The sequence below is a fragment of the Nocardiopsis sp. LDBS1602 genome (assembly GCF_035818715.1).
GTDB classification, from domain to species: Bacteria; Actinomycetota; Actinomycetes; order Streptosporangiales; family Streptosporangiaceae; genus Nocardiopsis; species Nocardiopsis alba.
Window position 1 is genome coordinate 373,993 of record NZ_JAYLVW010000001.1, and the last position, 23,704, is coordinate 397,696.

The 23,704-nt window shown below is 70.9% G+C and carries 25 protein-coding genes; 18 read left to right on the plus strand and 7 right to left on the minus strand.

Annotation, left to right across the window (positions count from 1 at the left end; genetic code table 11):
* The first annotated feature begins 14 nt into the window (after window positions 1-14).
* The 8 genes from U9J66_RS01730 to U9J66_RS01765 all read left to right on the plus strand — a co-directional run bounded on the left by U9J66_RS01730 (window position 15) and on the right by U9J66_RS01765 (window position 5,756).
* On the plus strand, window positions 15-509 hold the full coding sequence (locus U9J66_RS01730; RefSeq protein WP_326336811.1) for a hypothetical protein: 495 nt from the start codon (window positions 15-17) through the stop codon (window positions 507-509).
* Between the two features lie 251 nt (window positions 510-760).
* Window positions 761-1,318 carry a dihydrofolate reductase family protein gene (locus U9J66_RS01735; protein ID WP_017534996.1) on the plus strand — a complete coding sequence of 186 codons (558 nt, stop codon included), beginning with the start codon at window positions 761-763 and terminating at the stop codon, window positions 1,316-1,318.
* A 242-nt stretch (window positions 1,319-1,560) separates the two neighbouring features.
* The gene (locus U9J66_RS01740) at window positions 1,561-2,136 is read left to right on the plus strand and encodes a GlcG/HbpS family heme-binding protein (protein WP_161112073.1); all 576 of its coding nucleotides are present in this window, start codon (window positions 1,561-1,563) and stop codon (window positions 2,134-2,136) included.
* Window positions 2,137-2,404: 268 nt separating this feature from the next.
* Window positions 2,405-3,133, plus strand: coding sequence for a hypothetical protein (locus U9J66_RS01745; protein WP_326336812.1), 729 nt, complete (start codon window positions 2,405-2,407; stop codon window positions 3,131-3,133).
* On the plus strand, window positions 3,093-3,881 hold the full coding sequence (locus tag U9J66_RS01750) for a hypothetical protein (protein ID WP_326336813.1): 789 nt from the start codon (window positions 3,093-3,095) through the stop codon (window positions 3,879-3,881). The genes U9J66_RS01745 and U9J66_RS01750 overlap by 41 nt, the downstream gene beginning before the upstream one ends.
* A gap of 123 nt (window positions 3,882-4,004) precedes the next feature.
* A complete protein-coding gene (locus U9J66_RS01755; RefSeq protein ID WP_326336814.1) occupies window positions 4,005-4,652 on the plus strand; it encodes an NUDIX hydrolase in 648 nt (215 codons plus the stop codon).
* A 136-nt stretch (window positions 4,653-4,788) separates the two neighbouring features.
* Window positions 4,789-4,914, plus strand: a complete 126-nt coding sequence (locus tag U9J66_RS01760) for a hypothetical protein (protein ID WP_326336815.1) — start codon at window positions 4,789-4,791, stop codon at window positions 4,912-4,914.
* Window positions 4,911-5,756, plus strand: coding sequence for a phosphotransferase (locus U9J66_RS01765; RefSeq protein ID WP_326336816.1), 846 nt, complete (start codon window positions 4,911-4,913; stop codon window positions 5,754-5,756). The genes U9J66_RS01760 and U9J66_RS01765 overlap by 4 nt, the downstream gene beginning before the upstream one ends.
* Window positions 5,757-6,129: 373 nt before the next feature.
* Here the strand turns inward: U9J66_RS01765 and U9J66_RS01770 are convergent, their stop codons facing one another.
* On the minus strand, window positions 6,130-6,972 hold the full coding sequence (locus tag U9J66_RS01770; RefSeq protein WP_326336817.1) for an alpha/beta fold hydrolase: 843 nt from the start codon (window positions 6,970-6,972) through the stop codon (window positions 6,130-6,132).
* Between the two features lie 85 nt (window positions 6,973-7,057).
* On the opposite strand from U9J66_RS01770, the gene U9J66_RS01775 reads away from it, so the two are divergent.
* The 3 genes from U9J66_RS01775 (at window position 7,058) to U9J66_RS01785 (ending at window position 9,990) form a co-directional block, all read left to right on the plus strand.
* Window positions 7,058-7,594, plus strand: a complete 537-nt coding sequence (locus tag U9J66_RS01775) for a CGNR zinc finger domain-containing protein (RefSeq protein WP_326336818.1) — start codon at window positions 7,058-7,060, stop codon at window positions 7,592-7,594.
* Between the two features lie 61 nt (window positions 7,595-7,655).
* Window positions 7,656-8,009, plus strand: coding sequence for an ArsR/SmtB family transcription factor (locus U9J66_RS01780; protein WP_017534991.1), 354 nt, complete (start codon window positions 7,656-7,658; stop codon window positions 8,007-8,009).
* Window positions 8,002-9,990 (plus strand): heavy metal translocating P-type ATPase, encoded by a 1,989-nt coding sequence (locus tag U9J66_RS01785; protein WP_326336819.1) that lies wholly within the window; start codon window positions 8,002-8,004, stop codon window positions 9,988-9,990. The genes U9J66_RS01780 and U9J66_RS01785 overlap by 8 nt, the downstream gene beginning before the upstream one ends.
* 214 nt (window positions 9,991-10,204) lie before the next feature.
* Here U9J66_RS01785 and U9J66_RS01790 read toward each other — a convergent pair whose 3' ends face one another.
* Complete coding sequence (locus U9J66_RS01790) at window positions 10,205-10,756, minus strand: TetR/AcrR family transcriptional regulator (RefSeq protein WP_442789847.1); 552 nt, start codon at window positions 10,754-10,756, stop codon at window positions 10,205-10,207.
* Between the two features lie 141 nt (window positions 10,757-10,897).
* Here U9J66_RS01790 and U9J66_RS01795 point away from each other — a divergent pair, with 141 nt between their 5' ends.
* Window positions 10,898-12,310: an aldehyde dehydrogenase family protein gene (locus U9J66_RS01795; protein ID WP_202421868.1), complete on the plus strand. Its 1,413-nt coding sequence runs from the start codon at window positions 10,898-10,900 to the stop codon at window positions 12,308-12,310.
* A gap of 61 nt (window positions 12,311-12,371) precedes the next feature.
* Here U9J66_RS01795 and U9J66_RS01800 read toward each other — a convergent pair whose 3' ends face one another.
* The 3 genes from U9J66_RS01800 to U9J66_RS01810 all read right to left on the minus strand — a co-directional run bounded on the left by U9J66_RS01800 (window position 12,372) and on the right by U9J66_RS01810 (window position 16,158).
* Window positions 12,372-13,076, minus strand: coding sequence for a polysaccharide deacetylase family protein (locus U9J66_RS01800; protein WP_017534987.1), 705 nt, complete (start codon window positions 13,074-13,076; stop codon window positions 12,372-12,374).
* A gap of 230 nt (window positions 13,077-13,306) precedes the next feature.
* Window positions 13,307-14,881: a polysaccharide deacetylase family protein gene (locus U9J66_RS01805; RefSeq protein WP_326336822.1), complete on the minus strand. Its 1,575-nt coding sequence runs from the start codon at window positions 14,879-14,881 to the stop codon at window positions 13,307-13,309.
* Window positions 14,882-15,093: 212 nt separating this feature from the next.
* Window positions 15,094-16,158 carry a pyroglutamyl peptidase gene (locus tag U9J66_RS01810; protein WP_326336823.1) on the minus strand — a complete coding sequence of 355 codons (1,065 nt, stop codon included), beginning with the start codon at window positions 16,156-16,158 and terminating at the stop codon, window positions 15,094-15,096.
* 172 nt (window positions 16,159-16,330) lie between these two features.
* Between U9J66_RS01810 and amaB the strand changes: the two genes are divergently transcribed.
* The 3 genes from amaB (at window position 16,331) to U9J66_RS01825 (ending at window position 18,955) form a co-directional block, all read left to right on the plus strand.
* The gene (gene amaB, locus U9J66_RS01815; protein ID WP_326336824.1) at window positions 16,331-17,878 is read left to right on the plus strand and encodes an L-piperidine-6-carboxylate dehydrogenase; all 1,548 of its coding nucleotides are present in this window, start codon (window positions 16,331-16,333) and stop codon (window positions 17,876-17,878) included.
* Window positions 17,879-18,021: 143 nt separating this feature from the next.
* Window positions 18,022-18,519, plus strand: coding sequence for a MarR family winged helix-turn-helix transcriptional regulator (locus U9J66_RS01820; RefSeq protein WP_014910754.1), 498 nt, complete (start codon window positions 18,022-18,024; stop codon window positions 18,517-18,519).
* A 10-nt stretch (window positions 18,520-18,529) separates the two neighbouring features.
* Window positions 18,530-18,955, plus strand: a complete 426-nt coding sequence (locus U9J66_RS01825) for an organic hydroperoxide resistance protein (protein ID WP_014910250.1) — start codon at window positions 18,530-18,532, stop codon at window positions 18,953-18,955.
* A 61-nt stretch (window positions 18,956-19,016) separates the two neighbouring features.
* On the opposite strand, the gene U9J66_RS01830 is transcribed toward U9J66_RS01825, so the two are convergent.
* Window positions 19,017-19,940, minus strand: a complete 924-nt coding sequence (locus tag U9J66_RS01830; RefSeq protein WP_326336825.1) for a DMT family transporter — start codon at window positions 19,938-19,940, stop codon at window positions 19,017-19,019.
* Here U9J66_RS01830 and U9J66_RS01835 point away from each other — a divergent pair.
* A complete protein-coding gene (locus U9J66_RS01835) occupies window positions 19,939-21,348 on the plus strand; it encodes an aminotransferase-like domain-containing protein (protein WP_326336826.1) in 1,410 nt (469 codons plus the stop codon). The genes U9J66_RS01830 and U9J66_RS01835 overlap by 2 nt on opposite strands.
* Here the strand turns inward: U9J66_RS01835 and U9J66_RS01840 are convergent.
* Window positions 21,337-21,948 carry a helix-turn-helix domain-containing protein gene (locus tag U9J66_RS01840; protein ID WP_326336827.1) on the minus strand — a complete coding sequence of 204 codons (612 nt, stop codon included), beginning with the start codon at window positions 21,946-21,948 and terminating at the stop codon, window positions 21,337-21,339. The genes U9J66_RS01835 and U9J66_RS01840 overlap by 12 nt on opposite strands.
* 78 nt (window positions 21,949-22,026) lie before the next feature.
* Here U9J66_RS01840 and U9J66_RS01845 point away from each other — a divergent pair, with 78 nt between their 5' ends.
* Window positions 22,027-22,989, plus strand: a complete 963-nt coding sequence (locus tag U9J66_RS01845; RefSeq protein ID WP_326336828.1) for an NAD(P)/FAD-dependent oxidoreductase — start codon at window positions 22,027-22,029, stop codon at window positions 22,987-22,989.
* Between the two features lie 71 nt (window positions 22,990-23,060).
* Complete coding sequence (locus U9J66_RS01850; RefSeq protein WP_161112064.1) at window positions 23,061-23,699, plus strand: class I SAM-dependent methyltransferase; 639 nt, start codon at window positions 23,061-23,063, stop codon at window positions 23,697-23,699.
* Window positions 23,700-23,704 lie beyond the last annotated feature (5 nt).

The following is a 23,704-nucleotide window of genomic DNA, read 5'->3' on the forward strand; positions in this document are numbered from 1 at the left end:
TGAGGAAACCGATCATGAAGCGCACCGCCGCACTCCTGACCTTGACCACCGCCGCGCTCCTGGCCACCGGCACGGCCGCGCCCGCCGACACCCTCGACCACGTCGGCACCGCCACCGGCGTCGACGAGAGGACCGCCGGCCTGGTGCTGGAGGTGAACGAGCTCAGCCGTGACTCCTCCGGCACCTACGCGACCCTGCTGTGGAGCGTCCGCAACGAGGGCACCGAGCGGATCACGATCAACCCCAAGGACACCTCCCTGGACTTCGACCGACAGAGCTTCGCCGGGGTGACCCTGCGGGACGAGGAGAGTCGCACCCGCTTCCACCCCGCGATGAACTCCGAGTCCGCCTGCCTGTGCACCCGCGACACCGTCGGCACCATCGACACCCGGCTCGACCCCGGAGCCACGCTCACCTACTGGTCGCTGTACTCGGTGCCCGCGGACCTGGAGACGGTCACCGTCGAGGTCCCCGACTTCGGCGACGTGACCGACGTGCCCCTCACCTGACCGCACACCGTGCCGGGGCGAGGACGGAGCGTCCCCGGCACGGTGGTGTCGGTTCACACGGGTATGTCGGGGCCATGGTGAGAGCCGTGTCCAAGGGGAAGGAAGAGAGGAGAGCCACCCGTCGGGGCCCGTGGGAGACAACGCGGGCCGGCCGGTCGAGGGCACCGGGGAGAATCCACCCGGGCCGGGGCGATGAGTTCCGTCCGCCGCCGAGGTCTTCCCGGGGAAACCGATCAGGAAGGACCCATCCCATGTCCCGCGTCATCTACTCGGTCGCCTCCTCACTCGACGGCTACATCAACGATCCCCAGGGCGACTTCTCCTGGGCCGTCCCCGACGAGGAGGTCATCGCGGCGCTCACCGAGGACGCCGCCCGGGCGAGCACCTTCCTCTATGGGCGGCGCATGTACGAGACGATGGCCGTCTGGGAGACCGACCCCACCACCGCCGACCAGTCACCGGAGTCCGCCAACTGGGCCAGGATGTGGAAGGCCGCCGACAAGATCGTCTTCTCCAGGACCCTGCCGAAGGTGTGGACCGAACGCACCCGGCTGGAGCGCGAGCTGACCATCGAGGCCATCGAGAGGGCCATCTCCGAGGCCTCCGGCGACCTGACGATCGAAGGGCCGACCCTGGCCGGAGAGGCGCTCCGCCTCGGCCGCGTCGACGTGGTCGAGGTGCTGGTGTGCCCGGCCATCGTCGGCGCCGGAACACCGATCTTCCCCGAGGGCCTGCGGCTCGACCTCTCGCTCGACCGGGCGCGCCGCTTCGACAACGGGATGATGCAGGTCACCTACGACGTTCGGTAGGCGACCCCCACCACGCTTCCCTCGACCGCGTGGCCGGGGCGGGATACCCGGCCACGCGCCCCTGAAAGAAGGGGCCGCGTTACAGGGGTGGGGATTTTCCCTGGCTTCGCCCCGTTATCGGAACCCCATCCCCGCTTACCGGTGCGGAAAACTCGCCGATGGGCCCTGTCATGGCCGGGAAATCCGCTCCGGTGTACCTACGATCATCACGTTCCGTGATCATGCAAAAGCAGGGAGAGACAATGCTGAAGCCCGCCACAGCGGCACGCATCGCCGGCGGAGCGGTCGGCCTGGCCGTGCTCGGCGGACTGGCCACCATCGCCATGCCCGAAGGCCTCCCCGGAGCCCCCGCCGCCGCTGCCGCCTCCGAGGGATACGACCGGACCGTGTCCCCCGACGCCGTCGCGCAGCAGGAGGTGCTCAAGGCCGACGCCATCCTGGCCGCAGCGGAGGCCGGCCTGAACGCGGCCCACGAGAAGGGGCAGCAGGTCACCATCGCCATCGTGGACCGCTCCGGCTCCACCCGCCTGGTGCTCAAGACCGAGAACGCCGGCCCGCAGACCCAGGAATCGGCGGAGCGCAAGGCGTTCACCGCGGTCTCCTTCGGACAGCCCACCAGCGCCCTCACCGAAGGCGCCTCCGGAGACGAGCCCAACCTCTCCGACATCCCCGGCACCCTGTTCCTCGCCGGCGGGGTTCCGGTGATCTCGAACGGCACCCCGATCGCCGGCATCGGCGTCGGCGGAGCCCCGGACGGCGCGATCGATGAGGAGATCGCCCGGGCCGCGCTCCACGCTCTGGAGACCTACCGGGACTAGGACTTCGGAATGGGCGGGGAGTCCGGGGTTCCGGCCTGACCGCGGAACCTCGGACTCCTCTTCGTTCGCGGACACACTCCTGGGGGAGTGAAGCGCCTTCCAGGACACCGACCCGACCGGCTTCGCTGCACCGTCCGCGTCGTCGGTGAGCGCGAGGCGGACACGCTCATGGAGGAAACACGGCGGGGACGGCCGGATACGGCCACCTCCGACCGAGCCCTCCCATCGCTCGGCGACATACCGTGAATTCCCCTATTCCGGAGCGCCGATGACCAGAACCGGTTCCCTCACTCGAACTCTGCTCTCCTCCCTGCCGTTGATCCTGTTCTTCGCTCTGACTCTGGCCTTGGGCGTCGTGAGCCTCATGATGATCCCGTTGGTGGAGAGAACGGGGGACGGGGACCTGTCCGCCCTCCTTCCCCTGTCCCTGCTCGCCCTCGTGCTGCTCGCCCTGAACCTGGTGAGCCCGCTCATATCCTTCCTCACGACTTTTCTCTCCGGCCCTCCGCCATCACCGGCCGACAGGGACCCGAACGAAGTGAAGCCCTTGGTGGCTCTGGCGATCAAGTTCATCGCCACCGTGGTGCTGATGTCCGTCATCGTGTTGATGGATCCGCTCGCACGCTTGAACGAACTACGGGACTTCGACCTGTTCGCTCTGCCTCGGCTCCTTTTTCTGGCACTGCTCTACCCGATGGCGGCCGCGTTCGTCATGGCCGGACTGACCGGATGGAGGTCGGTTGACGAGCCGGACGACAGGAACCCCGCCCCAGGCAGCCTCCGAAGCCGTGTGGGCAAGGTCGGGCTGGTGCTGCTCTGGGGTTCGTCCCTGCTCGTGCTGCTTCTCGCCGTGCTCGGACTCGACGGTCGGTTCGTCTGGTATCCGGCGGGGTCTTTTGCCCTGGGCTTCGTGTTGGTCACGATCTGCTACCCCGGCGGCTGGGTTGAAGGAGCCGGTGGCGCTGGTGGTGGCGACGGCGGAGGTGGAGGCGAATGAGGAGGTGCCGGGCGTCGAGGAGAAGGCACGGCTCCGAACGCGTCGGACGTTCGGTGCGAACCCACACCGGGCCCACTTCCTCGACCACTGGCCTGGCCGCATGAACAAGGGGATCCGTTGGATCGGAGAACACCGGTACACCCGTAGGAGCCCCGGCCTCCCCGGGATGCGAGAGGGCATCTCCCTCACGGTCGCACGCGGTACCGGGGCGAGGGAGTTCCTTCTGGCTCTCGGCGCCCACGCGGAGGATCTCGATCGAGGGGTCCTCTTCAAGGATCGAGAGAAGCCGAGGAGCGCGACCTTCGACTCCTTCGCCATGTACGAAACCCGAGGAGGGTGGGTCTACGTCTTGGAGGAGACCCAGGACGCCACGTGGTACGCGAAGAGCCTCGACCTCCAGAGGTCACGGGCCTTGCTCGGAGCGGAGATCGTCTGCGTGACCACAAGGGAGGAAGACCCTCCGCCCTACGTTTCCCACGTCACGCCCGAGGGACACGCCTCCTACGTGGAGGCGGGAGACCCCACGGGGCATTCCGCGTTCGATGACTCCCTGCGAGCCGCCGGAGCGATCTACCCTTCCCTGCGGGGTTCCCCTGAAGAGCTGGTGGAGACGTACTGGGAGGAGCATTTCGACGATCTCCTACCGAGGGTCTTTACCGCGGTCGGCGACCACTGCGGGTTGGAGATAGGTCGGTCCGAGGTCGAAGCCGGGGACCTCCCGCTGGTCGTGTTCCCCTCCGTTTTCTGATCCGGAAGGGGCGGTATTCGACGGGCACCGGGTTCTGAGGCCGGGCTGTTCGGGGAGTTCCCGGTGACTCTGTGCGAGCATGTGGCCGAGCCGTTCGCCGACCACATGAGCCCAGGGAGCCGCGTGAGCACCTCTCCTCAGCCCGCCGAAGAGATCCGACGCGTCGCGATGGAGCTCACCGCGCTGACCGAGTCGGGGCTGGCGTACTGCACCGACCGGTTCGACATCGAACGCTTCCACCGCATCGGCTCCCTGGCCCGCGACCTGATGGCGACCGTCTCCACCGAAGAGCCGCCCGCCTACGACCGGCGGGTCGCCTCGGTCGCCGGATACACCACCCCCAAACTCGACGTGCGCGGTGGCGTCTTCGACGCCTCGGGACGGGTTCTGCTGGTGCGGGAGGTCTCCGACCGGCACCGTTGGACCCTGCCCGGCGGATGGTGCGACATCCTGGAGAGCCCTCGGGAGGCGATCGAGCGCGAGGTCGAAGAGGAGGCCGGGGTAGCGGTTCAGGCGATCCATCTCGCCGGGGTCCTGGACCGGCACCGGTGGCCGCACGTTCCGACCTACGACCGGCACGTCTACAAGCTGTTCTTCGTCTGTGAGCCGGTGGAGGAGGTCGACACCGACTTCACCAGCGTGGAGACCAGCGGCGCCGGCTGGTTCGAGGTGGACGACCTGCCGGAACTGTCGGTGGCACGGGTCGTGCCCGAACAGATCGAGCTCCTGCACGAACACTGGTCCGCTCCCGGCCCGGCTCACGTCGACTGACCCGGACCCGCTGTTCGGCCGGGCTCTCGTCGAACGGTGATCTGCTCGGTTCGGCCCTGCTCACGGCGTGGTTCTGGAAGAGTCGGTGACGGCCGGCCTCCGGCCGTACCCCGACCACGAGGACCACAGGACGACCATGAGCGACACCGAGGCCCCGACCCTCTGGCTACGCGGGACCAAAGCCGGGATCGGCCCCCTGCGCGCGGACCGACCCGAAGAGTTCGAGGGGCCGTCGTTGGTCAAGCGACAGTTCGAGTCGTGAAGGCCTCGTCGCCTCCGAACGAGCTGATGGCCGCGTGGCTCCGCGCCGCCGAGCGTTTCGGTACGAAGGCCGCCCCCGACCTCGCGCTCCAGACGGGGGTCGGGGACAGAACCCTGAGCGGCCCGGTCACGGCCTCGAACGGGACACCCGCGTGGCTGCGGGTGATGCGAGCCACCAAGGCGGGCGGAAGGACCTGGGAGGGTTCGGCCCTGGCCGCCGCGACACTCGACGACGAGATCCCGCGGCCGGCTCTGATCGGCGAGCACGAGTGGTCGGGGCCGAGCGGCTCGATGTTCCAGGCCCTTCTCTGGGAGCGGCTCACCGGCCGGGTGGTGTCACGGACCCCTGACCTGTCCGAACCGGTCACACTCTCCGACCCATGGTGGACCGAACTGCGTGACGGACTCGAACACCTACGGCGGACGGCCGTACCCGAACACCGACAGAGGAGCCACACACCTGGGTTCATCGAACGCATGCCGCGGTTCATCCCCGAACTGGAGGGCCTGGACCTGACAGTGCCCGCGTGGGAGACCTCCCACTGCGATCTCCACTGGGCCAACCTCACCGCCGAGCCCCTGGCCATCATCGACTGGGAGGGGTGGGGGCAGGCCCCGGTCGGATACGACGTCGCCGTTCTGCACACTTACGCGTTGCCCGCGCCGGAGATGGCGGCCAAGGTGCGCGAGGTGTTCGCCGACGTGATGGAGACCGAGGCCGGGAGGTTCGCCCAGCTGGTCATCTCCGCCGAGGTGATCCAGGCGTCGGAGCGTGACGACCTGCACGCCCGACCGCTGCCCTACGTCCGGCGGAGGGTGGGGGAGCTGCTCGCTTCGATGTAGGTGAGGGAAGTGCCCACTGAGGGGAAGGGGAGTGGAAGCACCGAAGACCATGGGGCCTCGCTTCTCCCTGGAGTCCTTCCGCTCGCCCGCTCAGGGGAGGGGAGAGGGGGCGAAGGCGGACTTTCGGGGGCGGAGCGAGAGGGGCCGCCCTGATCCGGAAGGCGGCGCCGCTCTTTCCGCCAAGGCTTCGAGGGGCCGGGATCGGGGGATTCACCGTTCCCCTCTCGCCATAGTGTAAATCTACGTCGTCAAGGTGAGGGTCGGGTTCACACCCGAACCCCACAGCACAACGAGCGGCTTCGCCGCACCGAACCCACAAGGGTCCGTTCGGGGATCGTGGCGTCGAATCGACATCCACATCGAAGGGCCCCGCTCACTTCCCGAGGAAGTCGATCAGGGCCGCGGTCAGGGGAGCGGGGGCATCCTCCTGGACCAGGTGCCCGCCGCCCGGGATCAGCCGAAGGTCGGCCTGCGGGATCGCCTCGGCCAAGGCCCGCCCGCGCTCCACGGGAAGCCAGGGATCCTCCTCGCCCCACAGCACGGTGACCGGGCATTCCAACTCACCCAGCAGGGGTTCGAACTCGGCGGTGTAGCGTTCGTCGGCCTGGGAGATCTGACGGTAGAACGCCGCCCGGCCGACCTCGCCCAGCCAGGGACGGACCAGGGCATCGAGGGTCGTCGCGCTCGGCTCCCGGTGGAAGGATCCGGCGATGTAGGCGCGCACCAGCGCCTCGTGCAGGTGTTCGGGCAGCTCCGAGAACACCTCCGCCGAGCGGTTGACCAGCCGGAAGAACGGGCTGCCCCAAGGGCGCATCGCCACCGCGTCGACCAGGGCCAACCGGTCGTAGGCGACGCGATCCAACAGAGCGGTGCGCAGGGCCACCGCGCCGCCGAAGTCGTGCGCGACCACGCGGGGTCGCTCCAGCCCCCAATGCTCCAGCAGCGAGGTGAAGACCTCCTGCTGGGCGGCGAGGGAGACGTCCTGTCCTTCTCTCATCTCGGACCGGCCGTAGCCGGGCATGTCCCACAGGTACACGGTGTGGCGGCCGCTCAAGGCCTCGGCGATCTCCCGCCACACGTGGGAGGAGAAGGGGGTGCCGTGCATCAGGACCACCGGTGGTCCCTGGCCGGCGCGGGTCCAGCGCACCTCTCCGTGGGGCGAGGCGAAGCGTTCGTCGGGGGTCCAGCGGTCCAGGGCGTCGCTCTTCTCGGTCATGATCTCCTCCGTTACCGCTATCTGGCTTATGGGGGTAACCGTAGAGCGTTACCATCATTCATGTAAAGGGGGTAACCTCTGGGGTATGGCCTACGACCGTCCACCCGCCCCCGGAGACCTGGCGCTCATCGAGGGGCTCTGTAACTCCGCCCGCTTTCTGAAGAGGGAGGACCTCCTCGTCTCCCTCGACTCGGCGCGCGCGTGGGCGAACGCGCGCGATCTGCCCGGGGTCGCCGAAGCGCTCGACGTCGACTCCCTGGCCTGGCTGCGACGTGCCCGTGAGGCGGTGCGCGAGCATTTGGAGGGGGATCGAGAGGCGGCCGGGCATCTCACCGGCCTGTCGAGCGAACTTCTGGGGGCTCCGCGGTGGGGCGCCGAGGGGGAGGTCGTGCTGCCGGTGGCCACGGAGGAGCCGGTACGCCGTGTGGTGGCCGAGGTGTTGTCGGTGCTGGCGGTGGCGGAGTTGGCCGATCGTCGGGCGCGGTTGAAGGTGTGTCGGTCGCCCGAGTGCCGGTGGGTCTTCTACGACCGTTCTCCGGCGGGCAACGGTGGCTGGTGCAGCATGGAGATCTGCGGGGCGCGGCACAAGATGCGCACCTATCGGGAGCGGCGGCGCGGCTGAGGTTCCCGGTCTCGGTCGCCCCGCACCCTGACTCATCGTCTGGCGGCGATATGATCGTTGTATGGCGATGAATCAACAGGGGTGCGCCCCCGGCACCGGCGCGGCCGAGGCCCTCTTCCGTAGCCTCTCCGACGGGACCCGATTGGCGATCGTGCGTCGGTTGGCCGAAGGGGAGGCCCGCGTCTCCGACCTGGTCGAGCGGCTGGGGTCGGCCCAGTCCACGATCTCCGCGCACGTGGCCTGTCTGCGCGACTGCGGTCTGGTGGAGGGGCGACCCGAGGGGCGTCAGGTGTTCTACCGGCTGGCCCGGCCCGAGCTCCTCGACCTGCTGGCCTCGGCCGAGCGTCTGTTGGAGGCCACGGGCGAGGCCGTCGCGCTGTGCCCGGAGTACGGGGTGGCGACCGTTCATGAGTGACGCCTGCGGTTGCTCGTCCGACCGTCCGGAGGAGGCCGGCGGCGCGGAGTCGGGTCCGAGCACCCTGTGGGGTGTGCGGGAGATCCGTTTCGCGGCGGTGGCGCTGGTCCCGCTGGTCGCCGGTCACACCGGGTCGTGGCTGGGTGTCCCCGACACGATCGTCCACGTTCTGTGGGCCTTGGCGTTGGTGGTGGCCGGGTGGACCTTCGTGCCCGGGACGCTGCGCCGGCTGTTCGGCTCCGGTCCGTTCCGGGATCGGATCGGGGTGGGCACCCTGATGACGATCGCGGCGGTCGGCGCGGTCCTGTTGGGAGAGGTGGCCGAGGCCGCGCTCCTGGCGGTGTTGTACACGATCGCCGAGGGGTTGGAGGGCTACTCGGTGGCGCGCACCCGGCGGGGGTTGCGGGCTCTGTTGGATCTGGTGCCGGCGCGGGCGACCGTGCTCCGAGACGGTCGGGAGCGGGAGGTGGCGCCCGAGGAGCTGGTCCCCGGCGACACCCTGTTGATCCGTCCGGGGGAGCGGGTGGCGACCGACGGGGTGGTGGTGTCGGGGCATAGCGCCCTGGACGATTCCGCCGTCACGGGGGAGTCCATCCCGGCGGAGGTCGGTCCTGGCTCGGAGGTGTTCGCGGGGACGGTCAACGGCACCGGTGTCCTGGAGGTCGCGGTGAGCGCCGGGACCGAGGACAATTCGCTGGCCCGTGTGGTGCGGATCGTGGAGGTCGAGCAGGCCCGCAAGGGCGCGGGGCAGCGGTTGGCCGATCGGATCGCCCGCCCGTTGGTGCCGGGGGTGATGGTCGCGGCGGTGCTCATCGCGGTGCTCGGTGCCGCGCTGGGCGATCCGCTGGTGTGGATCGAGCGTGCCCTGGTGGTGCTGGTGGCGGCCTCGCCGTGCGCGTTGGCGATCTCGGTGCCGGTGACGGTGGTCTCGGCCATCGGCGCCGCCACGCGCGGGGGTGCGCTGGTCAAGGGCGGCGCGGCTCTGGAGGCGCTCGGCGGGGTGCGGACGGTGGCGTTGGACAAGACGGGGACGTTGACCCGTAACCGGCCGGCGGTGGTCGAGGTGGTGCCGGTCGAGGGGCGTGGTCGTGACGAGGTGCTGGCGGTGGCGGCGGCCCTGGAGTCGCGCAGTGAGCATCCGTTGGCGGCGGCGATCCTGGCGGAGGTCGGGGATCCGGTGCCGGCGCGGGACGTGACGGCGGTGCCGGGGGCCGGTCTGATCGGCCGTGCGGCCGATGGCGAGGTGGGGCTGCGGCTGGGGCGTCCGGGGTGGATCGAGGCCGGTCCGTTGGCCGATGCGGTGTCGCGGGCGCAGGAGGCCGGTGCCACGGTGGTGCTGGTGGAGGAGGACGGCCGTGTGATCGGGGCGGTCGCGGTTCGTGACGAGCCCAGACCCGAGGCGGGGCGGGCGGTGGCGGCGTTGCGCGCGGCCGGTCATCGGGTGGCGATGCTGACCGGTGACAACCGGGCCACGGCGCTCGCGGTGGCCGAGAGGGTCGGGATCGATGCCGAGGAGGTGTACGCGGAGCTGCGTCCGGAGGACAAGGCCCGTGTGGTGTCCGAGCTCGGTGGGCGCGGCCCGGTGGCGATGGTCGGTGACGGGGTCAACGACGCTCCGGCGCTGGCCCGCGCGGATGTGGGGATCGCGATGGGGGCGATGGGCACCGATGTGGCGGTGGAGACGGCCGATGTGGCGTTGATGGGGGAGGACCTGCGGCATCTGCCCCAGGTGTTGGCGCACGCCCGTCGTGCGCGGGTGATCATGTGGCAGAGCGTAGGGGTGTCGCTGGCGATCATCGCGGTGCTGATGCCGTTGGCGCTGTTCGGGGTGTTGGGGTTGGCCGCGGTGGTGTTGGTGCACGAGGTGGCCGAGGTGGTCGTGGTGGCCAACGGGGTGCGGGCGGGGCGTTCGCGCGCGGTGACCGGGGTGCTCGATGCGGCAGGGGTGGAGCGGCCGGTGGAGTCGGTCGGCGCGCGTTGAGGAAGGGGCGTGCCCCCGAGGGCGGTCCGTGCGACCTGTTCCGGCGTGGCGGTTCGGTGGGTGGGCCGGCCGGGGGTAGGCACGAGGTGTGGGCTTACGTACGGGGGGCTTACGCCGGGGGTCGGGTTCTCGGGGCGAGGGGTGGACACCGCTCGCCCCTGGAGGGTGTGCGTGGACGGCCGGGTCCGCGCTCGAGTACGGGAGCGCTCCCCGTTCAGGGGCGGCGGTGGCCCAGGGCCCGCAGCAGGTAGGGCAGGATCCGGGTCGCGATGTCCCGCCCCGGAGCGGGGGTGTCGGCCTCCCCCTCGGGTACGAGGAAGGTGTGGCTGACCATGGGGCCGATCACCATCTCCGCGACCACCAGCGGATCCTCCACCGGGGGGATCTCGCCGCGTGCCACGGCGCGTTCCAGGAGGGCGAAGACCCTGTCCTGGAGGGGGAGGACGAAGGCGTCGAAGAGGACGTCGGCCAGGGCGCGGTTGTGCGCCGCCTCGCCCAGGACCGCTCGCAGCAGTCGACCGGAGGGGCCTTCCAGGGCGAGGGCCTTGTCGTGGAGCAGTGCCCCCAGGTCCTCTTCGAGGGAGCCTGTGTCGTGGTCGGGGCCCAGGTTCTCGGCCCAGGCCTGGGCGGCGCCCACGACCAGGTCCTGTTTGGAGCGCCAGCGTCGGTAGAGGGTCGCCGTGGAGACCCCGGCCCGTTTGGCCACGGAGGCGGTGGTCAGTCCGCTGTAGCCGTGTCGTTGGAGTTCGGCGAGTGTGGCGTCCATCAGCGCGCGGTCTCGGCTGGCGTCGCGGGGTCGTCCTCGTGGAGAGACCTGTGCGGAGGCGGCCGGCAGATGGGTCGTCATGGGGATAATTCTAGGCGCGTTCCTATTGGAAACGAAACGTTTTCGTTTACTATCTGAGTCATGGCTACGACCGAAACCCCTCGAGAACCGTTGACCACGACCGTCGACATCCCCGAGACCGTCGCCCGACTGCGCGGGACCTTCGCCTCGGGTCGGACCAAGCCGCTCGCCTGGCGTCGTGCTCAGCTGCGGGCCCTGCGCCGCATGCTCGTCGAGGAACGCCCCACCCTGGAGAAGGTGCTCCAGGACGACCTGGGCAAGAGCCCGTTGGAGGCGCACACCACCGAGATCGGTTTCGTCATCAACGAGATCGACCACACCCTCAAGCACCTGGCCTCGTGGCTGCGGCCCGAGCGGGTCTCGGTGCCCATGGCCCTGGCGCCGGCCCGGGCCCGCCGTGTCCGCGAACCGCTGGGCACGGTGCTGGTCATCAGCCCGTGGAACTATCCGGTGAACCTGGCGCTGGCGCCGATGGTCGGCGCCCTGGCGGCCGGCAACAGCGTGCTGCTCAAGCCCAGCGAGCTGGCCCCGGCCACCTCCAACGCGCTGGCCGACCTCCTCCCGCGCTACCTGGACACCGAGGCGGTCGCCGTGGTCGAGGGCGGGGTGCCCGAGAGCACCGCGCTGTTGGCCGAGCGTTTCGACCACATCTTCTACACCGGTAACTCGACGGTGGCGCGGATCGTGATGGCGGCCGCGGTCGAACACCTGACCCCCGTCACGTTGGAGCTGGGCGGCAAGAGCCCGGCGATCGTGGAGCCCGGGGTGGATCTGGCGACGGTGGCGCGCCGGCTGGCCTGGGGCAAGTTCACCAACGCCGGTCAGACGTGTGTGGCCCCCGACTACGTGCTGGCCATCGGGGACACCGCGGCCGGTCTCCAGCGTGAGCTGGGCGCGGCCATCACCGAGATGTTCGGTTCCGACCCGCGTAAGAGCCCCGACTACGGGCGGGTCGTCAACGAGCGCCACTTCGACCGGCTCACCGCGTTGATGGACAGCGGTGAGGTGGTCGTGGGCGGTTCCAGCGATCGCGCGGACCTCTACATCGCGCCCACCGTGCTGGGCGGGGTGTCTCCCGACAGCCCGGTGATGGCCGAGGAGATCTTCGGTCCGATCCTGCCGATCGTCGAGGTCGCCGACCTGGACGAGGCGATCGCCTACGTCAACGACCACGAGAAGCCGCTGGCGTTGTACGGGTTCACCGACTCCGACGTCACCAAGCGGCGGTTGACCACCGAGACCTCGTCGGGCGCGGTCGGCTTCGGCCTGCCGATCGCCCACCTGGCCGTGCCGGACCTGCCCTTCGGCGGTGTGGGGGAGAGCGGTATGGGCGCCTATCACGGCAAGGCGTCCATCGACGTCTTCTCCCACACCAAGTCGGTGCTGGACAAGTCGTTGGTGATGGACACCATGCGGGTGGCCTACGCGCCCATCACCCAGCTCAAGGAGAAGATCCTGCGCCGGATGCTCTGAGGCGGCGTCGAGGAGGGGGCCGGTCCGGGCGCGGGTCGGGCCCCTTCCTTCGTGCCCGGGGTCAGTCCTGGGAGCGGGCGTCGGTGTAGGCGGTGCCCTGGTCGAGGTCGTCGCCCATCAGTTCGGAGACGGTGACGAAGGTGTAGCCCTCGTCGGTCAGCCTGTCCAGGACGGCGGGGATGGCGTCGACGGTGGTCTGGTGGATGTCGTGGAAGAGCACGATGCTGCCCTCGCCGGAGTCGCGGTCGGCGATGTCCAGGATCGTTCCGGGGTCGCGGTTCTTCCAGTCCTCGGTGTCCACGTCCCACAGGATGAGGGGGCGGTCGGCGGCCTCGCGGACGGTGTCGTCGACGGCGCCGTAGGGCGGGCGCAGGGTGGCGGGGGTCTGACCGGTGACGTCCTCGATGGCCTTGTCGGTGCGTTCGAGGTCCTTCTCGATCTCCTCGCCGGACAGTGTGGTCAGGTCGTCGTGCCGCCAGGAGTGGCTGCCGACCTCGTGTCCGGTCTTGACCATGCGCTCGACCTCGTTGGGGTGGTCGGCCACGTTGGAGCCCAGCAGGTAGAAGGTGGCCCGGGCGTCGTGCGCGTCGAGCATGTCCAGGAGCCGTCCGGTGTACTCGCCGGGTCCGTCGTCGAAGGTCAGCGCCACACACTTGACCTCGTCGCAGTCGGGTGTGACGTCTTCCGGCGCGGCACCGGCGGGGACGGTGGTCAGGGCGAGCAGACCGGTGGTGGCCATGAGCCCACCGACGGCGGCCTTACGCATCACAGAGGTAACGTTCACGCATCGAAATGTACGTGAATGTTTTCGTGGTGACAACGTGGGGGGCCCTTGGGGCGTGCCGAGTGAGTAAGGCCTCTTCTTCCAGGTGAGGGCGGTTTCGGTCCGCTTCCTCGGCCATGTCGGGGATCCGGGGCGATCACCGCCTCCGAGGCGTTCGGATATGAAGGGAGGGCCGGAGCGCGCCCTCGCGCCCCGGCCCTCATGTACGGATGTCACTCGAGTCGGGCGTCGGTGTAGGCCTCCCCCTCGGAGAGCTGTCCGTCCGCGAACAGGTTCTCCACCGACACGAAGTGGTAGCCCTGGGAATGCAGTTCCTTCAGGATGTCGGGGATGGCGTCGACGGTGCTCTTGTGGATGTCGTGGAAGAGCACCACGCTGCCCGTATCGACCTCGGAGACGGCGTGATCGATGATCGCGTCGGTGTCGCGGCTCTGCCAGTCCATGGTGTCCACGTCCCACAGGATGATCGGCTGTCCCAGGGCGTCGCTCACGGTGCTGTTGTGCGAGCCGTAGGGCGGACGCATGGTGCGCGGAGCCTTCCCGGTGGCCTTCTCGATGGCCTCGGAGGTGCGCTCCATGTCCTCGCGGACGCCGTCGCCGGACAGCGAGGTCAGGTCGTCGTGCTTCCAGGTGTGGCTGCCGACCTCGTGGCCCTCGGCGGCGGTGCGTTCCGCGATCTCGGGGAACTCCTCCACCAGGGAGCCCAGCACGTAGAAGGTGGCCTGGGCGTCGTACTCGGCGAGCGTGTCGAGGAGTTCCTCGGTGTACTCGCCGGGTCCGTCGTCGAAGGTCAGCGCCACGCACTTGGCCTCGGCGCAGTCCAGGGTGCGGCCCTCGGTGTCACCGGTGGTCTCGGCGACCCGTTCGGCGGGCACGGAGTTGCCGTTGACGGCGGCGTCGCGGGCCCGATAGCCGAGCTCGGAGAGCGATTCCTCGGTCTCCTCCGCCTCGATCGGGATCAGCGCCTCCTCGGCCCGGCCCGTCCCCGGGATCTGGGCCGGGTCCATGCGGACGGCCAGGCCGCCCGCCGTGCTGAAGGCCAGGTCGGCCAGAGGTGAGGCGGACCAGCGTTCGGCCGCCTCCATGGCCTGTTCCGGATCGGTCAGGTCGGCGTCGCCCAGAGGCAGTTCTCCCTCGCCCGCGCCTTCCCCCTCCTCGGGGTCGGTCGCCGGGTCCGAGGCCGCGGCCGGGACGAGTTCGCCGTCGGACTCCTCGGCCTTGGCGGAGACCTCGCCCACCAGGCCGGGCAACTGTTCGGGGGCCATGTCGTAGTCCTCGCGCAGGACGTCGGCCAGGGCCAGGTGGGCCTGGGCCAGGGCCTGTTCGTCGTGGAAGAGCGAGGTCCAGGGCATGACCTGTTCGGTCCGGGCGTCGTACCACAGGGTGGACGATCCGGGTCGGTCGGAGGCCTTGGTGGAGTCGGTGACGCTCATGCGCACACCCACCACGTCGTCGGAGGCGGCCAGCAGGCTCGTCGTCTGGACGAGCTCGGGGGCGCCCCGGTCGGGCAGGTTCTCCAGGAAGGCGGTCTGCCGCTCGGCCATGGCGGTGCGCACGTAGGCGGAGAGCGGATGGGACTCACCCAGGATCGGATAGCTGTAGGAGACCGTACTGTCCTCGGACTCCACGGACACGGTGCGCGTGTTCAGGCCACCCAGGTCCTCGGGGGCGAATTGGATCGCCTCCGCGTAGGGCATCGAGGTGTCCGCGGCGTGGCACCCGGGGACCAGGAGCATCCCCAGGGCGACACCGACGGTGACGTTTCGTCGCAGAGAGATGACAGACACGTGGGGACCATATCGGAGGTGGGGCCGCAAAGCCGCACCTCAGAGCGACGAGTCGACCTCGCAGTGTGAATGAATGTCCGTTCGTTGGCGGAAAAGTGCGATTTGTTCTTCGGTGCGCGCTCGGGCGTGTCCCCCGGCCGACGAAAACCCGGCCCCGGGTCGCTCTCGGAAGGGAACGGAGCGACCCGGGGCCGGGCGAAGGACGAAAGGGCTCAGATCAGGGCCGCGGCGACGATGGCGCGTGTCTGCTCCACCACGTCGACGTGCTCCTCCGGACGCGTGGTCTTGGGCAGGTGCACGTGCCCCGAGCGGGCACGGGAGCCGAGCCGGTCCCGCAGCAGGGTGTTGCGGTAGGCGATCTCGTTGGACAGGTAGTCGCCCCCGCCGCCGCTCCGTGCGGACGAACCCTCGCTCGGTCCCTCCGGGCGCGTCACGGGTTCGGCGCCACCGGCGGGGACCTCGACGACCTCGGTGTTGGCCACCACCCGATAGGGGCCCTCCACCGCGGCCACGATCTCCTCGACCGGCAGGGACGTGCGCGTCCACTCCGGCCCGGGCCCCTCGGAGACCGGTACGGGCTCGGTGCGGGTCTGCCCCAGGTTGTCGGTGCCGCCGCCGCGCCAGGCGCCGTTGAACACCTCCAGGTCGAAGCGGTCCGGTCGGCCCCGGCTCAGGGTGATGACGGCGTCGGCCACCCCGTGCGGGGGAGCCAGCGCCTCCTCCACCATCCCCTCCTCGAAGTCCGACCAGCGCACCGGGAACAGGGCCGAACGCACCAGCGCGGTGCGCTCGCCCATGGGGAAGGTCAGACCGTCCAGGGCCAGGGCCACCGCCCCCGACGGGTTGGAGCACTCGGGATCCCCGTCCAGATGGAAGGGGTCGAAACCGGTCACCACCACTCGGACCCAGCGGTCGCCGGGCGGAAAGTCCAGCTCGGTGATGCCTCGGGAGGCGGTCTCCAACAGGCGCGCGAGCTCGGCGCGCCGTTCGGCCTCCAAGGGGAAGGAGGGCGACCAGGAGCGTAGTCGGGCCGCCAGGGTCAGGCGGGCCCAGTACAGCGGACGGTCGTCGACCGGACCGCCGTCCTCGCGGACCGCCTCGGTCCACAGGCGTGAGGCGTGCGAGGCGACCACCTCCCGCGCGCGCTCGAAGGAGCCGGCGTCGCGCAGGTCGGCGGTGAACAGGGGCGCGGCGGCGCCGAAACCGGAACGTTCCAGGATCCGGAGGGGAGCGGGGAGGAGGGCACGGTTCTCTTCGGGGGTGGTGTCGTGGTGCACGGGCCAGCTGTCTGGGTCGGGGACGGGCCCGCAGAGTCTAACGTTCGTCGGTGACGAACGGGCCGGAACTCCGATGGGGAAGGCGAATCCGAACGCCGGGGGTGGACCCCGGAGCGGGGACTTGGCAAGGTGAGGGGTGACCATCGTCCCTCTCAACGGAGAGAGAACACACATGCCGAATGGTGCTCTTCCCGACACGCGGTCCCTCGCCGAACGCGCGCGGATCGCTCTGGAACGCTGCGGTACGACCGGGCTGCCCGAAGCCGTCGGGGCGCCGGGGCGGGCCCGCACGCCGATCACCGGCCAGGACCTGTTCCCCCTGGAGTTCGCCACCCCGGTCGAGGCCGAGAACGCGGTGGCCGCGGCGCACGCCGCCTTCACCTCCACCTGGCGCGACACCCCCGCGCCCGAGCGGGGCAGGCTGGTGCACCGACTGGGCGAGCTCCTGCGCGAGCACAAGGCGGACCTGGCCGAACTGGTGACCATCGAGGCGGGCAAGATCCGCTCCGAGGCGCTGGGCGAGGTCCAGGAGATGATCGACATCTGCGACTTCGCCGTCGGACTGTCGCGTCAGCTGTACGGGCGCACCATGCCCTCGGAACGGCCCGGACACCGCCTGATGGAGACCTGGCACCCGCTGGGGGTCGTCGGGGTCATCACCGCCTTCAACTTCCCGGTGGCGGTGTGGTCGTGGAACACCTGCGTGGCGCTGGTGTGCGGCGACACGGTGGTGTGGAAGCCCTCGGAGACGACCTCGCTGACCGCGCTGGGCTGTCACGGTCTCCTGATGCGCGCGGCGGCCGACGTGGGCGCCCCCGCCGACGTGCACCGGGTGGTGCTGGGCGGGGCCGACATCGGCCGGACCCTGGTGGACGACCCCCGGGTGGCGCTGGTCTCGGCGACCGGCTCCACGGCGATGGGGCGCGCGGTGGCGCCCCGGGTGGCCGCGCGGATGGGCCGCTACCTGCTGGAGCTGGGCGGTAACAACGCGGCGGTGGTGACCCCCTCGGCCGACGTCGATCTGGTGGTGCGCGGCAGCGTGTTCGCGGCAGCGGGGACGGCGGGGCAGCGGTGTACGACGCTGCGCCGGCTGATCGTGCACGAGGACGTGGTGGAGGAGGTCACCGAGCGCATCGTGAACGCCTACGAGCAGTTGGGCGGTCGGGTGGGAGATCCCTTCGAGGAGGACACCCTGGTGGGTCCGTTGGTCTCCGAGCGCGGCTACGAGGCGATGCGCGCCGCCCTGGAGCGGGCCCGCGCCGACGGCGGTCGGGTCCTGGTGGGCGGCGAGCGACGGCTGGAGAAGGACGCGGCCGAGGCCTTCTACGTGGAGCCCGCGGTGGTGCGCATGCCCGGGCAGGCCGAGGTGGTGCGGGAGGAGACCTTCGCGCCCATCCTCTACGTGTTGACCTACCGCACCCTGGAGGAGGCGGTGGAGCTGCACAACGGGGTGCCGCAGGGGTTGTCGTCGGCGATCTTCACCCAGGACCAGGCCGAGGCCGAGCGGTTCCTGTCCTCGGCCGGATCGGACTGCGGGATCGTCAACGTCAACATCGGCACCTCGGGCGCCGAGATCGGTGGGGCCTTCGGTGGCGAGAAGGACACCGGCGGCGGCCGGGAGTCGGGTTCGGACTCGTGGAAGGCGTACATGAGGCGGGCGACCAACACCGTCAACTACGGCGGTGAGCTGCCGCTCGCCCAGGGGGTGCGCTTCCTGTAGCGGAGCGGCGTCGGGCCCGCGCCCCGGGGCGCGGGCCCTCGTGGCCGCGGTGCGCCTAGAAAAGTCGTGCCCAACACTGTTGTGCACAACCTTTTCTCTGTTACGGTGGCTCCGACCACCGCGGCGCATACGGGGGAGGGCCCATGGCCGGTACCGACGAGGGAGATCCCCTCCACCTGGACCAGCAGCTCTGCTTCGCCCTCTACACCGCCTCCCGGGCCCTGACCGGGCTCTATCGGGAGATCCTGACCGACCTGGGGCTCACTTACCCGCAGTACCTGGTGATGCTGGTGCTGTGGGAACACGATCCCCTGCCGGTCAAGGAGCTGGGACGGGCGCTGAGCCTGGACACCGGCACACTCTCCCCCCTCCTGCGCCGTATGGAGGGCGCCGGTCTGTTGACGCGCAGTCGCGGCTCCGAGGACGAACGTGTCGTGCACGTCGCCCTCACCGACGAGGGCGCGCGTCTGCGCGAGCGCGCGCGGGACATTCCCCATCGGGTCCTGTGCGCCACCGGTCTTCCCCGAGACCGGGTCGAGGACCTGCGCTCCCTCCTGGACCAGGTCACCCGTTCGGTGACCGGGGACACCGACGACCCCACCCCACTCACCCGGGACCCGGCCGACCGCCGGGACCCATAGAGAGGCAACCATGGCTTTCCAGAAGCTCTACACCGCCAACGCCACCGTCACCGGTGAAGGCCGCAAGGGCAGCGGCAAGACCGACGACGGCCGTCTGTCGGTCGACCTGTCCGTCCCCAAGGGCCTGGGCGGCGACGACGGCCCCGGCACCAACCCCGAGCAGCTCTTCGCCGTCGGCTACGGCGCCTGCTTCCACGGCGCGCTGAAGAAGGTCGCCGGCCTGAACAAGGTCGACGTGGCCGGTTCCAGCATCGACGCCGAGGTCACCCTGGGCAAGGACGAGGGCATGGACCTGGTCGTCCACCTGACCGTCACCCTGCCCGGCCTGGAGCAGGACCAGGCCGAGAAGCTGGTCGAGTCCGCCCACCAGATGTGCCCCTACTCCCGCGCCACCCGCGGCAACATCGAGGTCGGCCTCACCGTCAAGACCGCCTGAGTCGGGATCCGATCCCCGATGGGGGCGGCGCGCATCGTGCGCGCCGCCCCCATCGTCGTGTTCAGGAACGCGAGCGGGTGCGTACGGCCAGTGTCGCGCACAACAGGACGGCGGCCCCTCCCAGCACCACCATGGGGGTCAGGGCCTCGCCCAGCAGCAGCGCCGCCCAGCCCACGGTCATCACCGGCTGGGTGAGCTGGATCTGGGCGACCCGGGCGGGCGGCCCGATGGCCAGCCCCCGATACCAGGCGAAGAAGCCCAGGTACATGCTGACCACGGCCAGGTAGGCGAAGGCCGCCCACTGGGTGGGGGAGGCGGTGGGCGGCTCGTGGACCGCGGTCCACGCGGTCAGCGCGACCATCACCGGCGAGGCGAGCACCAGCGCCCAGGAGATGGTCTGCCAGGCGCCCAGCTCACGGGAGAGCAGACCGCCTTCGGCGTAGCCCGCGGCGGCGGCCAGGACCGCGCCGAACAGGAGCGGGTCGAAGGCGAGGGCGCCGAGCGCGCCGCCTCCGGACAGGATGGAGAAGCCGAGCGCGGCCACCGCGCCCAGCGCGACCGTCCCCCAGAAGAGCGGCCCGGGCCGCTCCCGGGCGCGCAGGACGACCGCCGTGGCCGTCGCGGCGGGCAGTAGCGCGATCACCACGGCGCTGTGGGTGGCGGTGGCGGTGGTCAGCGCCAGCGAGGTCAGGACCGGAAAACCGATGACCACACCCGCCGAGACCACGGCCACGCGGAGCCACTGTCGACCCCGGGGGAGGGCCTGTCGGGTCAGGGCCAGCGCGGCGGCGGCGAGCAGGGCCGCCACGACCGCGCGGCCGGCGCCGGCGAACAGAGGGGTCAGCCCCTCGTCGGCCACGGCCAGCCGCGTGAGCGGAACGGTCAGGGAGAAGGCCGCCACCCCGAGTAGACCCCAGCGGAGACCGTTCCCGAAAGAGGGTAGCGGTGGTGCGGTCGTGTGAGTAGCGCTATCGTTGACTCTCATGTCCAACGATAGCAGTGGCCGTATCGTGGCGGAATTGAGCGACTGGATCTCTCGGGCCGAACCGGGCGCGCGCCTGCCCTCCACCCGGGAACTGGTCGCCCGCCACGAGGCGAGCCCGGTCACCGTGCAAAAGGCCCTGCGCGCCCTCGTCGCCCAAGGGCTGGTGGAGAGCCGTCCCGGGGTGGGCACCTTCGTCCGGGCCCGCCGCGCGACCCGCGTCCACGATCACCGATGGCAGACCTCCGCCCTGGGTGCCGCGCCCCGCGTGCCGGAGCCCTCCACCGCGCTGTGCCCCGCCCCCGAGGGGGCCATCGCGCTGCACTCGGGCTACCCCGACCGGGAACTGCTCCCCGAACGGCTGGTGCGTGCCGCCTTCGCCCGCGCGGCCCGGGGCGGCGCCGCGCTGGAGCGTCCCACGGCGGCCGGTGACGCCGAACTACGGGCCTGGTTCGCCGCTTCCCTGGCCGGATCCGCGCTCCACGGGATCGACCCGCCGACCCCGGAGGACGTGGTCGTCGTCCCCGGCAGCCAGAGCGGGATCAGTACCCTCTTCCGTGCCCTGGCCGGCCCCGGAGGGGCGCTGGTGATGGAGTCGCCCACCTACTGGGGTGCGATCAGGGCGGCCGCCTGGGCGGGGGTGCGCGTCGTCCCCGTGGCCGGGGGCGAACACGGACCCGACCCCGACGAGGTCGACCGGGCGCTGGCCCGCAGCGGGGCGCGCGCCTTCTACGCCCAACCGCTCTTCGCCAACCCGACCGGCACCTGTTGGTCGGTCGAGACGGTCGAACGGATCCTGGAGGTGGTGCGCCACCACGGTGTCTTCCTCATCGAGGACGATTGGGCCCACGACTTCGGGATCGAGGACGACCCCGTGCCGATGGCCGCCCGTGACGACGACGGGCACGTGATCCACCTGCGCTCGCTCACCAAGAGCGTGTCCCCGGCGGTGCGGGTGGCCGCGGTGATCGCCCGGGGTCCGGTGCGCGAACGCGTCCTGGTCAGCGCTCAGAGCGAGTCGATGTACGTCAGCGGAGCCCTCCAGGAGGTGGCGTTGGACGTGGTCACCCGACCTGCCTGGCGCACCCACCGCCAGGGACTGCGCCATCGGCTGGCCGAACGGCGCGACCTGCTGACCTCGGCCCTGGCCGAACACGCCCCCGCCCTGCGGGTGGAGACCCCGCCCCGGGGAGGGCTGAACCTGTGGGCGCGCCTGCCCGAGGGGGTCTCGCCGCTCCGGGCGGCCGAGGAGTGCGCGCGGGCCGGGGTCGTCGTGGCGCCGGGGGACGAATGGTTCCCCACCGAACCCACCGGCCCCTACCTGCGGCTCAACTACTCCGGTCCGCGCCCGGGCGACTTCGTCGAGGGGGCTCGCGTCATCGGCCGCGTGGTGGAGGGGCTAGGCGGATGACCCCTCGTCCCGGCCCTGACCACGCCGCGGGCGGGCCCGCAGATGGGCGCGTTCGCCCTGGGTGCCGAAGAGGCTGAGGATCTCCACCGGACGGTCGTCGGCGGTGCCGAACCAGTGCGGGGTGCGGGTGTCGAACTCGGCGGCCTCGCCGGGGGAGAGCACCAGATCGTGCTCGCCCAGGACCAGCCGCAGCCGCCCGTCCAGGACGTAGAGCCAGTCGTAGCCCTCGTGGCTCTGCGGATCGGGCACCTCGCGCCCGCCCCCGGGGGACAGCACCATCTTGAAGGCCTGGATACCGCCCGCGCGGCGGGTGAGCGGGATGACGGTCATGCCGTGCCGGTTCATGGGGCGCAGGTGCACGCGGGGATCGCCGGTGGGAGGGGCGTCCACGAGTTCGTCGAGGGTGACCCCGTAGGCCCGGGCCAGGGGGAGCAGGAGTTCCAGGGCGGGGCGCCGATCGCCGGTCTCCAGCCGTGACAGGGTGCTCACCGAGATCCCGGTGCTCTCGGACAGGTCGGCCAGGGTGGTGCCACGTTGCAGCCGCAGCGCCCGCAGCCGGGGGCCGACCGCGTCCAGCGCCTGATCCAGGTCGTGATCCATGCGTCCATGTTGCCATACCGGCAAGGAAAGTTGTCATTACGCCGGGGAGGGCGCACCGTGTTCGGTGGAGGTGGTCGTATGAACACGAAGAACGAGGACGTCCACGAGGTACTGGTGGTCGGCGGGGGAGCCGCCGGCCTGAGCGGCGCGCTCACCCTGGCCCGGGCCCGACGCTCTGTCCTGGTGGTGGACGGTGGCGAACCTCGCAACGCCCCCGCGAGCGGGGTGCACGGCCTGCTGGGGCTGGAGGGGATCCCCCCGACCGAACTCCTGGAACGCGGCCGTGCCGAGGTGCGCTCCTACGGAGGCGAGATCACCTCGGGCCGGGTCCGAAGCGTCGAGGGCGACGCCGAGAACGGCTTCCGGGCGGCCCTGGCCGACGGACGCGTGCTCCGCGCGCGCCGGATCCTGGTGGCCACCGGGCTCACCGACCGGCTCCCCGACGTGCCCGGACTGGCCGAACGCTGGGGCCGGGACGTGCTCCACTGCCCCTACTGCCACGGCTGGGAGGTACGCGACCTGCCCATCGGCGTCCTGGCCACGAGCCCGATGTCCACCCACCAGGCCTCGATGTTCGGCCAGTGGAGCCCGGACGTGATCTACTTCGCCGACGGCGGAGAGATCGCCCCCGAGCAGGCCCGCCGCCTGAACGCCCAGGGCATCCGGGTCGTGTCCGAGCCGGTCACCGCGATCGAGACGGTCGACGACGCCTTGGCGGGGGTACGACTGGACACGGGGGAACTCGTCGAACGCCGGGCGTTGGCCGTGGCCGCGAGGATGGAGGCACGCGTGGACTTCCTGGCGCCGCTGGGCCTGAAGCCGGTCGACCACCCCTCGGGGATGGGCGACCACCTGCCCGCCGACGCCACCGGACGCACCGAGGTGGCCGGGGTCTGGGCGGCGGGTAACGCCACCGACCCCTCCGCGCAGGTCGGGGCCTCGGCCGCCGCCGGAACCCTGGCGGCCGCCCGGATCAACGCCGACCTGATCGAGGCCGACGTCGACCGGGCCCTGAACGGGGAGAGCGGATCCTCGGCCTGAACCGGGGCACGAGGCAACGCCGGGCCGGTGACGTGCCGGAACCGGGATCGACACACCACAGGGGGAAGCACATGTCCGACACCTTCGGCCGGGACTATTGGGAACGGCGCTACGAGGGTCACGAGCACGGCCACGGCACGCACCGGGGACCCAACCCGACGCTGGTCGAGACCGCGGGGGAGCTCGACCCCGGCACCGCCCTGGAGGCCGGCGCCGGCCGAGGCGAGGACGGTATCTGGCTGGCGCGACGCGGCTGGCGGGTCACGGCGGTCGACATCTCCGAGGCCGCCCTCGACCAGGCCGCCCAGAGCGCTCGGGACCTGGACCCCGAGGCGGCCGCACGGATCACCTGGGTGCGCGCCGACCTGACCGAATGGGCTCCGAGCGAGCCCGGTTTCACCCTGGTCAGCAGCCACTACGCCCACCCCACCGGCCGCTTCGAGAGACTGGTGGAACGCCTGGCCGCCAAGGTCGTTCCGGGCGGCACCCTGCTCATCGTGGGCCACGACACCTCCGAGGCCCACACCCACGCCGCCCCGCACGACCGACCGACCCACGCCCACATGTCGGCGCCTCGGGTCGCGGCGGTCCTGGACCCCGCGGAATGGGACGTGCTGGAGGCCGACAGCCGCGAACGCGTCGTCACCCTCCCCGACGGCGGGCACAAGAGCATGCGCGACGCCGTCGTCCGCGCCCGCCGACACCGCTGAACCCG

Bases quoted from the DNA above. Each gene is read 5' to 3' on its own strand.
- U9J66_RS01800 (WP_017534987.1), bottom strand. From the start codon at position 13,076: ATGCGTAAGGCCGCCGTCGGTGGGCTCATGGCCACCACCGGTCTGCTC.
- U9J66_RS01770 (WP_326336817.1), bottom strand. From the start codon at position 6,972: ATGACCGAGAAGAGCGACGCCCTGGACCGCTGGACCCCCGACGAACGC.
- U9J66_RS01775 (WP_326336818.1), top strand. From the start codon at position 7,058: ATGGCCTACGACCGTCCACCCGCCCCCGGAGACCTGGCGCTCATCGAG.
- U9J66_RS01830 (WP_326336825.1), bottom strand. From the start codon at position 19,940: ATGAGAGTCAACGATAGCGCTACTCACACGACCGCACCACCGCTACCC.
- U9J66_RS01795 (WP_202421868.1), top strand. From the start codon at position 10,898: ATGGCTACGACCGAAACCCCTCGAGAACCGTTGACCACGACCGTCGAC.
- U9J66_RS01730 (WP_326336811.1), top strand. From the start codon at position 15: ATGAAGCGCACCGCCGCACTCCTGACCTTGACCACCGCCGCGCTCCTG.
- U9J66_RS01790 (WP_442789847.1), bottom strand. From the start codon at position 10,756: ATGGACGCCACACTCGCCGAACTCCAACGACACGGCTACAGCGGACTG.
- amaB (WP_326336824.1), top strand. From the start codon at position 16,331: ATGCCGAATGGTGCTCTTCCCGACACGCGGTCCCTCGCCGAACGCGCG.
- U9J66_RS01845 (WP_326336828.1), top strand. From the start codon at position 22,027: ATGAACACGAAGAACGAGGACGTCCACGAGGTACTGGTGGTCGGCGGG.
- U9J66_RS01820 (WP_014910754.1), top strand. From the start codon at position 18,022: ATGGCCGGTACCGACGAGGGAGATCCCCTCCACCTGGACCAGCAGCTC.
- U9J66_RS01745 (WP_326336812.1), top strand. From the start codon at position 2,405: ATGACCAGAACCGGTTCCCTCACTCGAACTCTGCTCTCCTCCCTGCCG.
- U9J66_RS01835 (WP_326336826.1), top strand. From the start codon at position 19,939: ATGTCCAACGATAGCAGTGGCCGTATCGTGGCGGAATTGAGCGACTGG.
- U9J66_RS01760 (WP_326336815.1), top strand. From the start codon at position 4,789: ATGAGCGACACCGAGGCCCCGACCCTCTGGCTACGCGGGACCAAAGCC.
- U9J66_RS01735 (WP_017534996.1), top strand. From the start codon at position 761: ATGTCCCGCGTCATCTACTCGGTCGCCTCCTCACTCGACGGCTACATC.
- U9J66_RS01850 (WP_161112064.1), top strand. From the start codon at position 23,061: ATGTCCGACACCTTCGGCCGGGACTATTGGGAACGGCGCTACGAGGGT.
- U9J66_RS01840 (WP_326336827.1), bottom strand. From the start codon at position 21,948: ATGGATCACGACCTGGATCAGGCGCTGGACGCGGTCGGCCCCCGGCTG.
- U9J66_RS01785 (WP_326336819.1), top strand. From the start codon at position 8,002: ATGAGTGACGCCTGCGGTTGCTCGTCCGACCGTCCGGAGGAGGCCGGC.
- U9J66_RS01740 (WP_161112073.1), top strand. From the start codon at position 1,561: ATGCTGAAGCCCGCCACAGCGGCACGCATCGCCGGCGGAGCGGTCGGC.
- U9J66_RS01825 (WP_014910250.1), top strand. From the start codon at position 18,530: ATGGCTTTCCAGAAGCTCTACACCGCCAACGCCACCGTCACCGGTGAA.
- U9J66_RS01780 (WP_017534991.1), top strand. From the start codon at position 7,656: ATGGCGATGAATCAACAGGGGTGCGCCCCCGGCACCGGCGCGGCCGAG.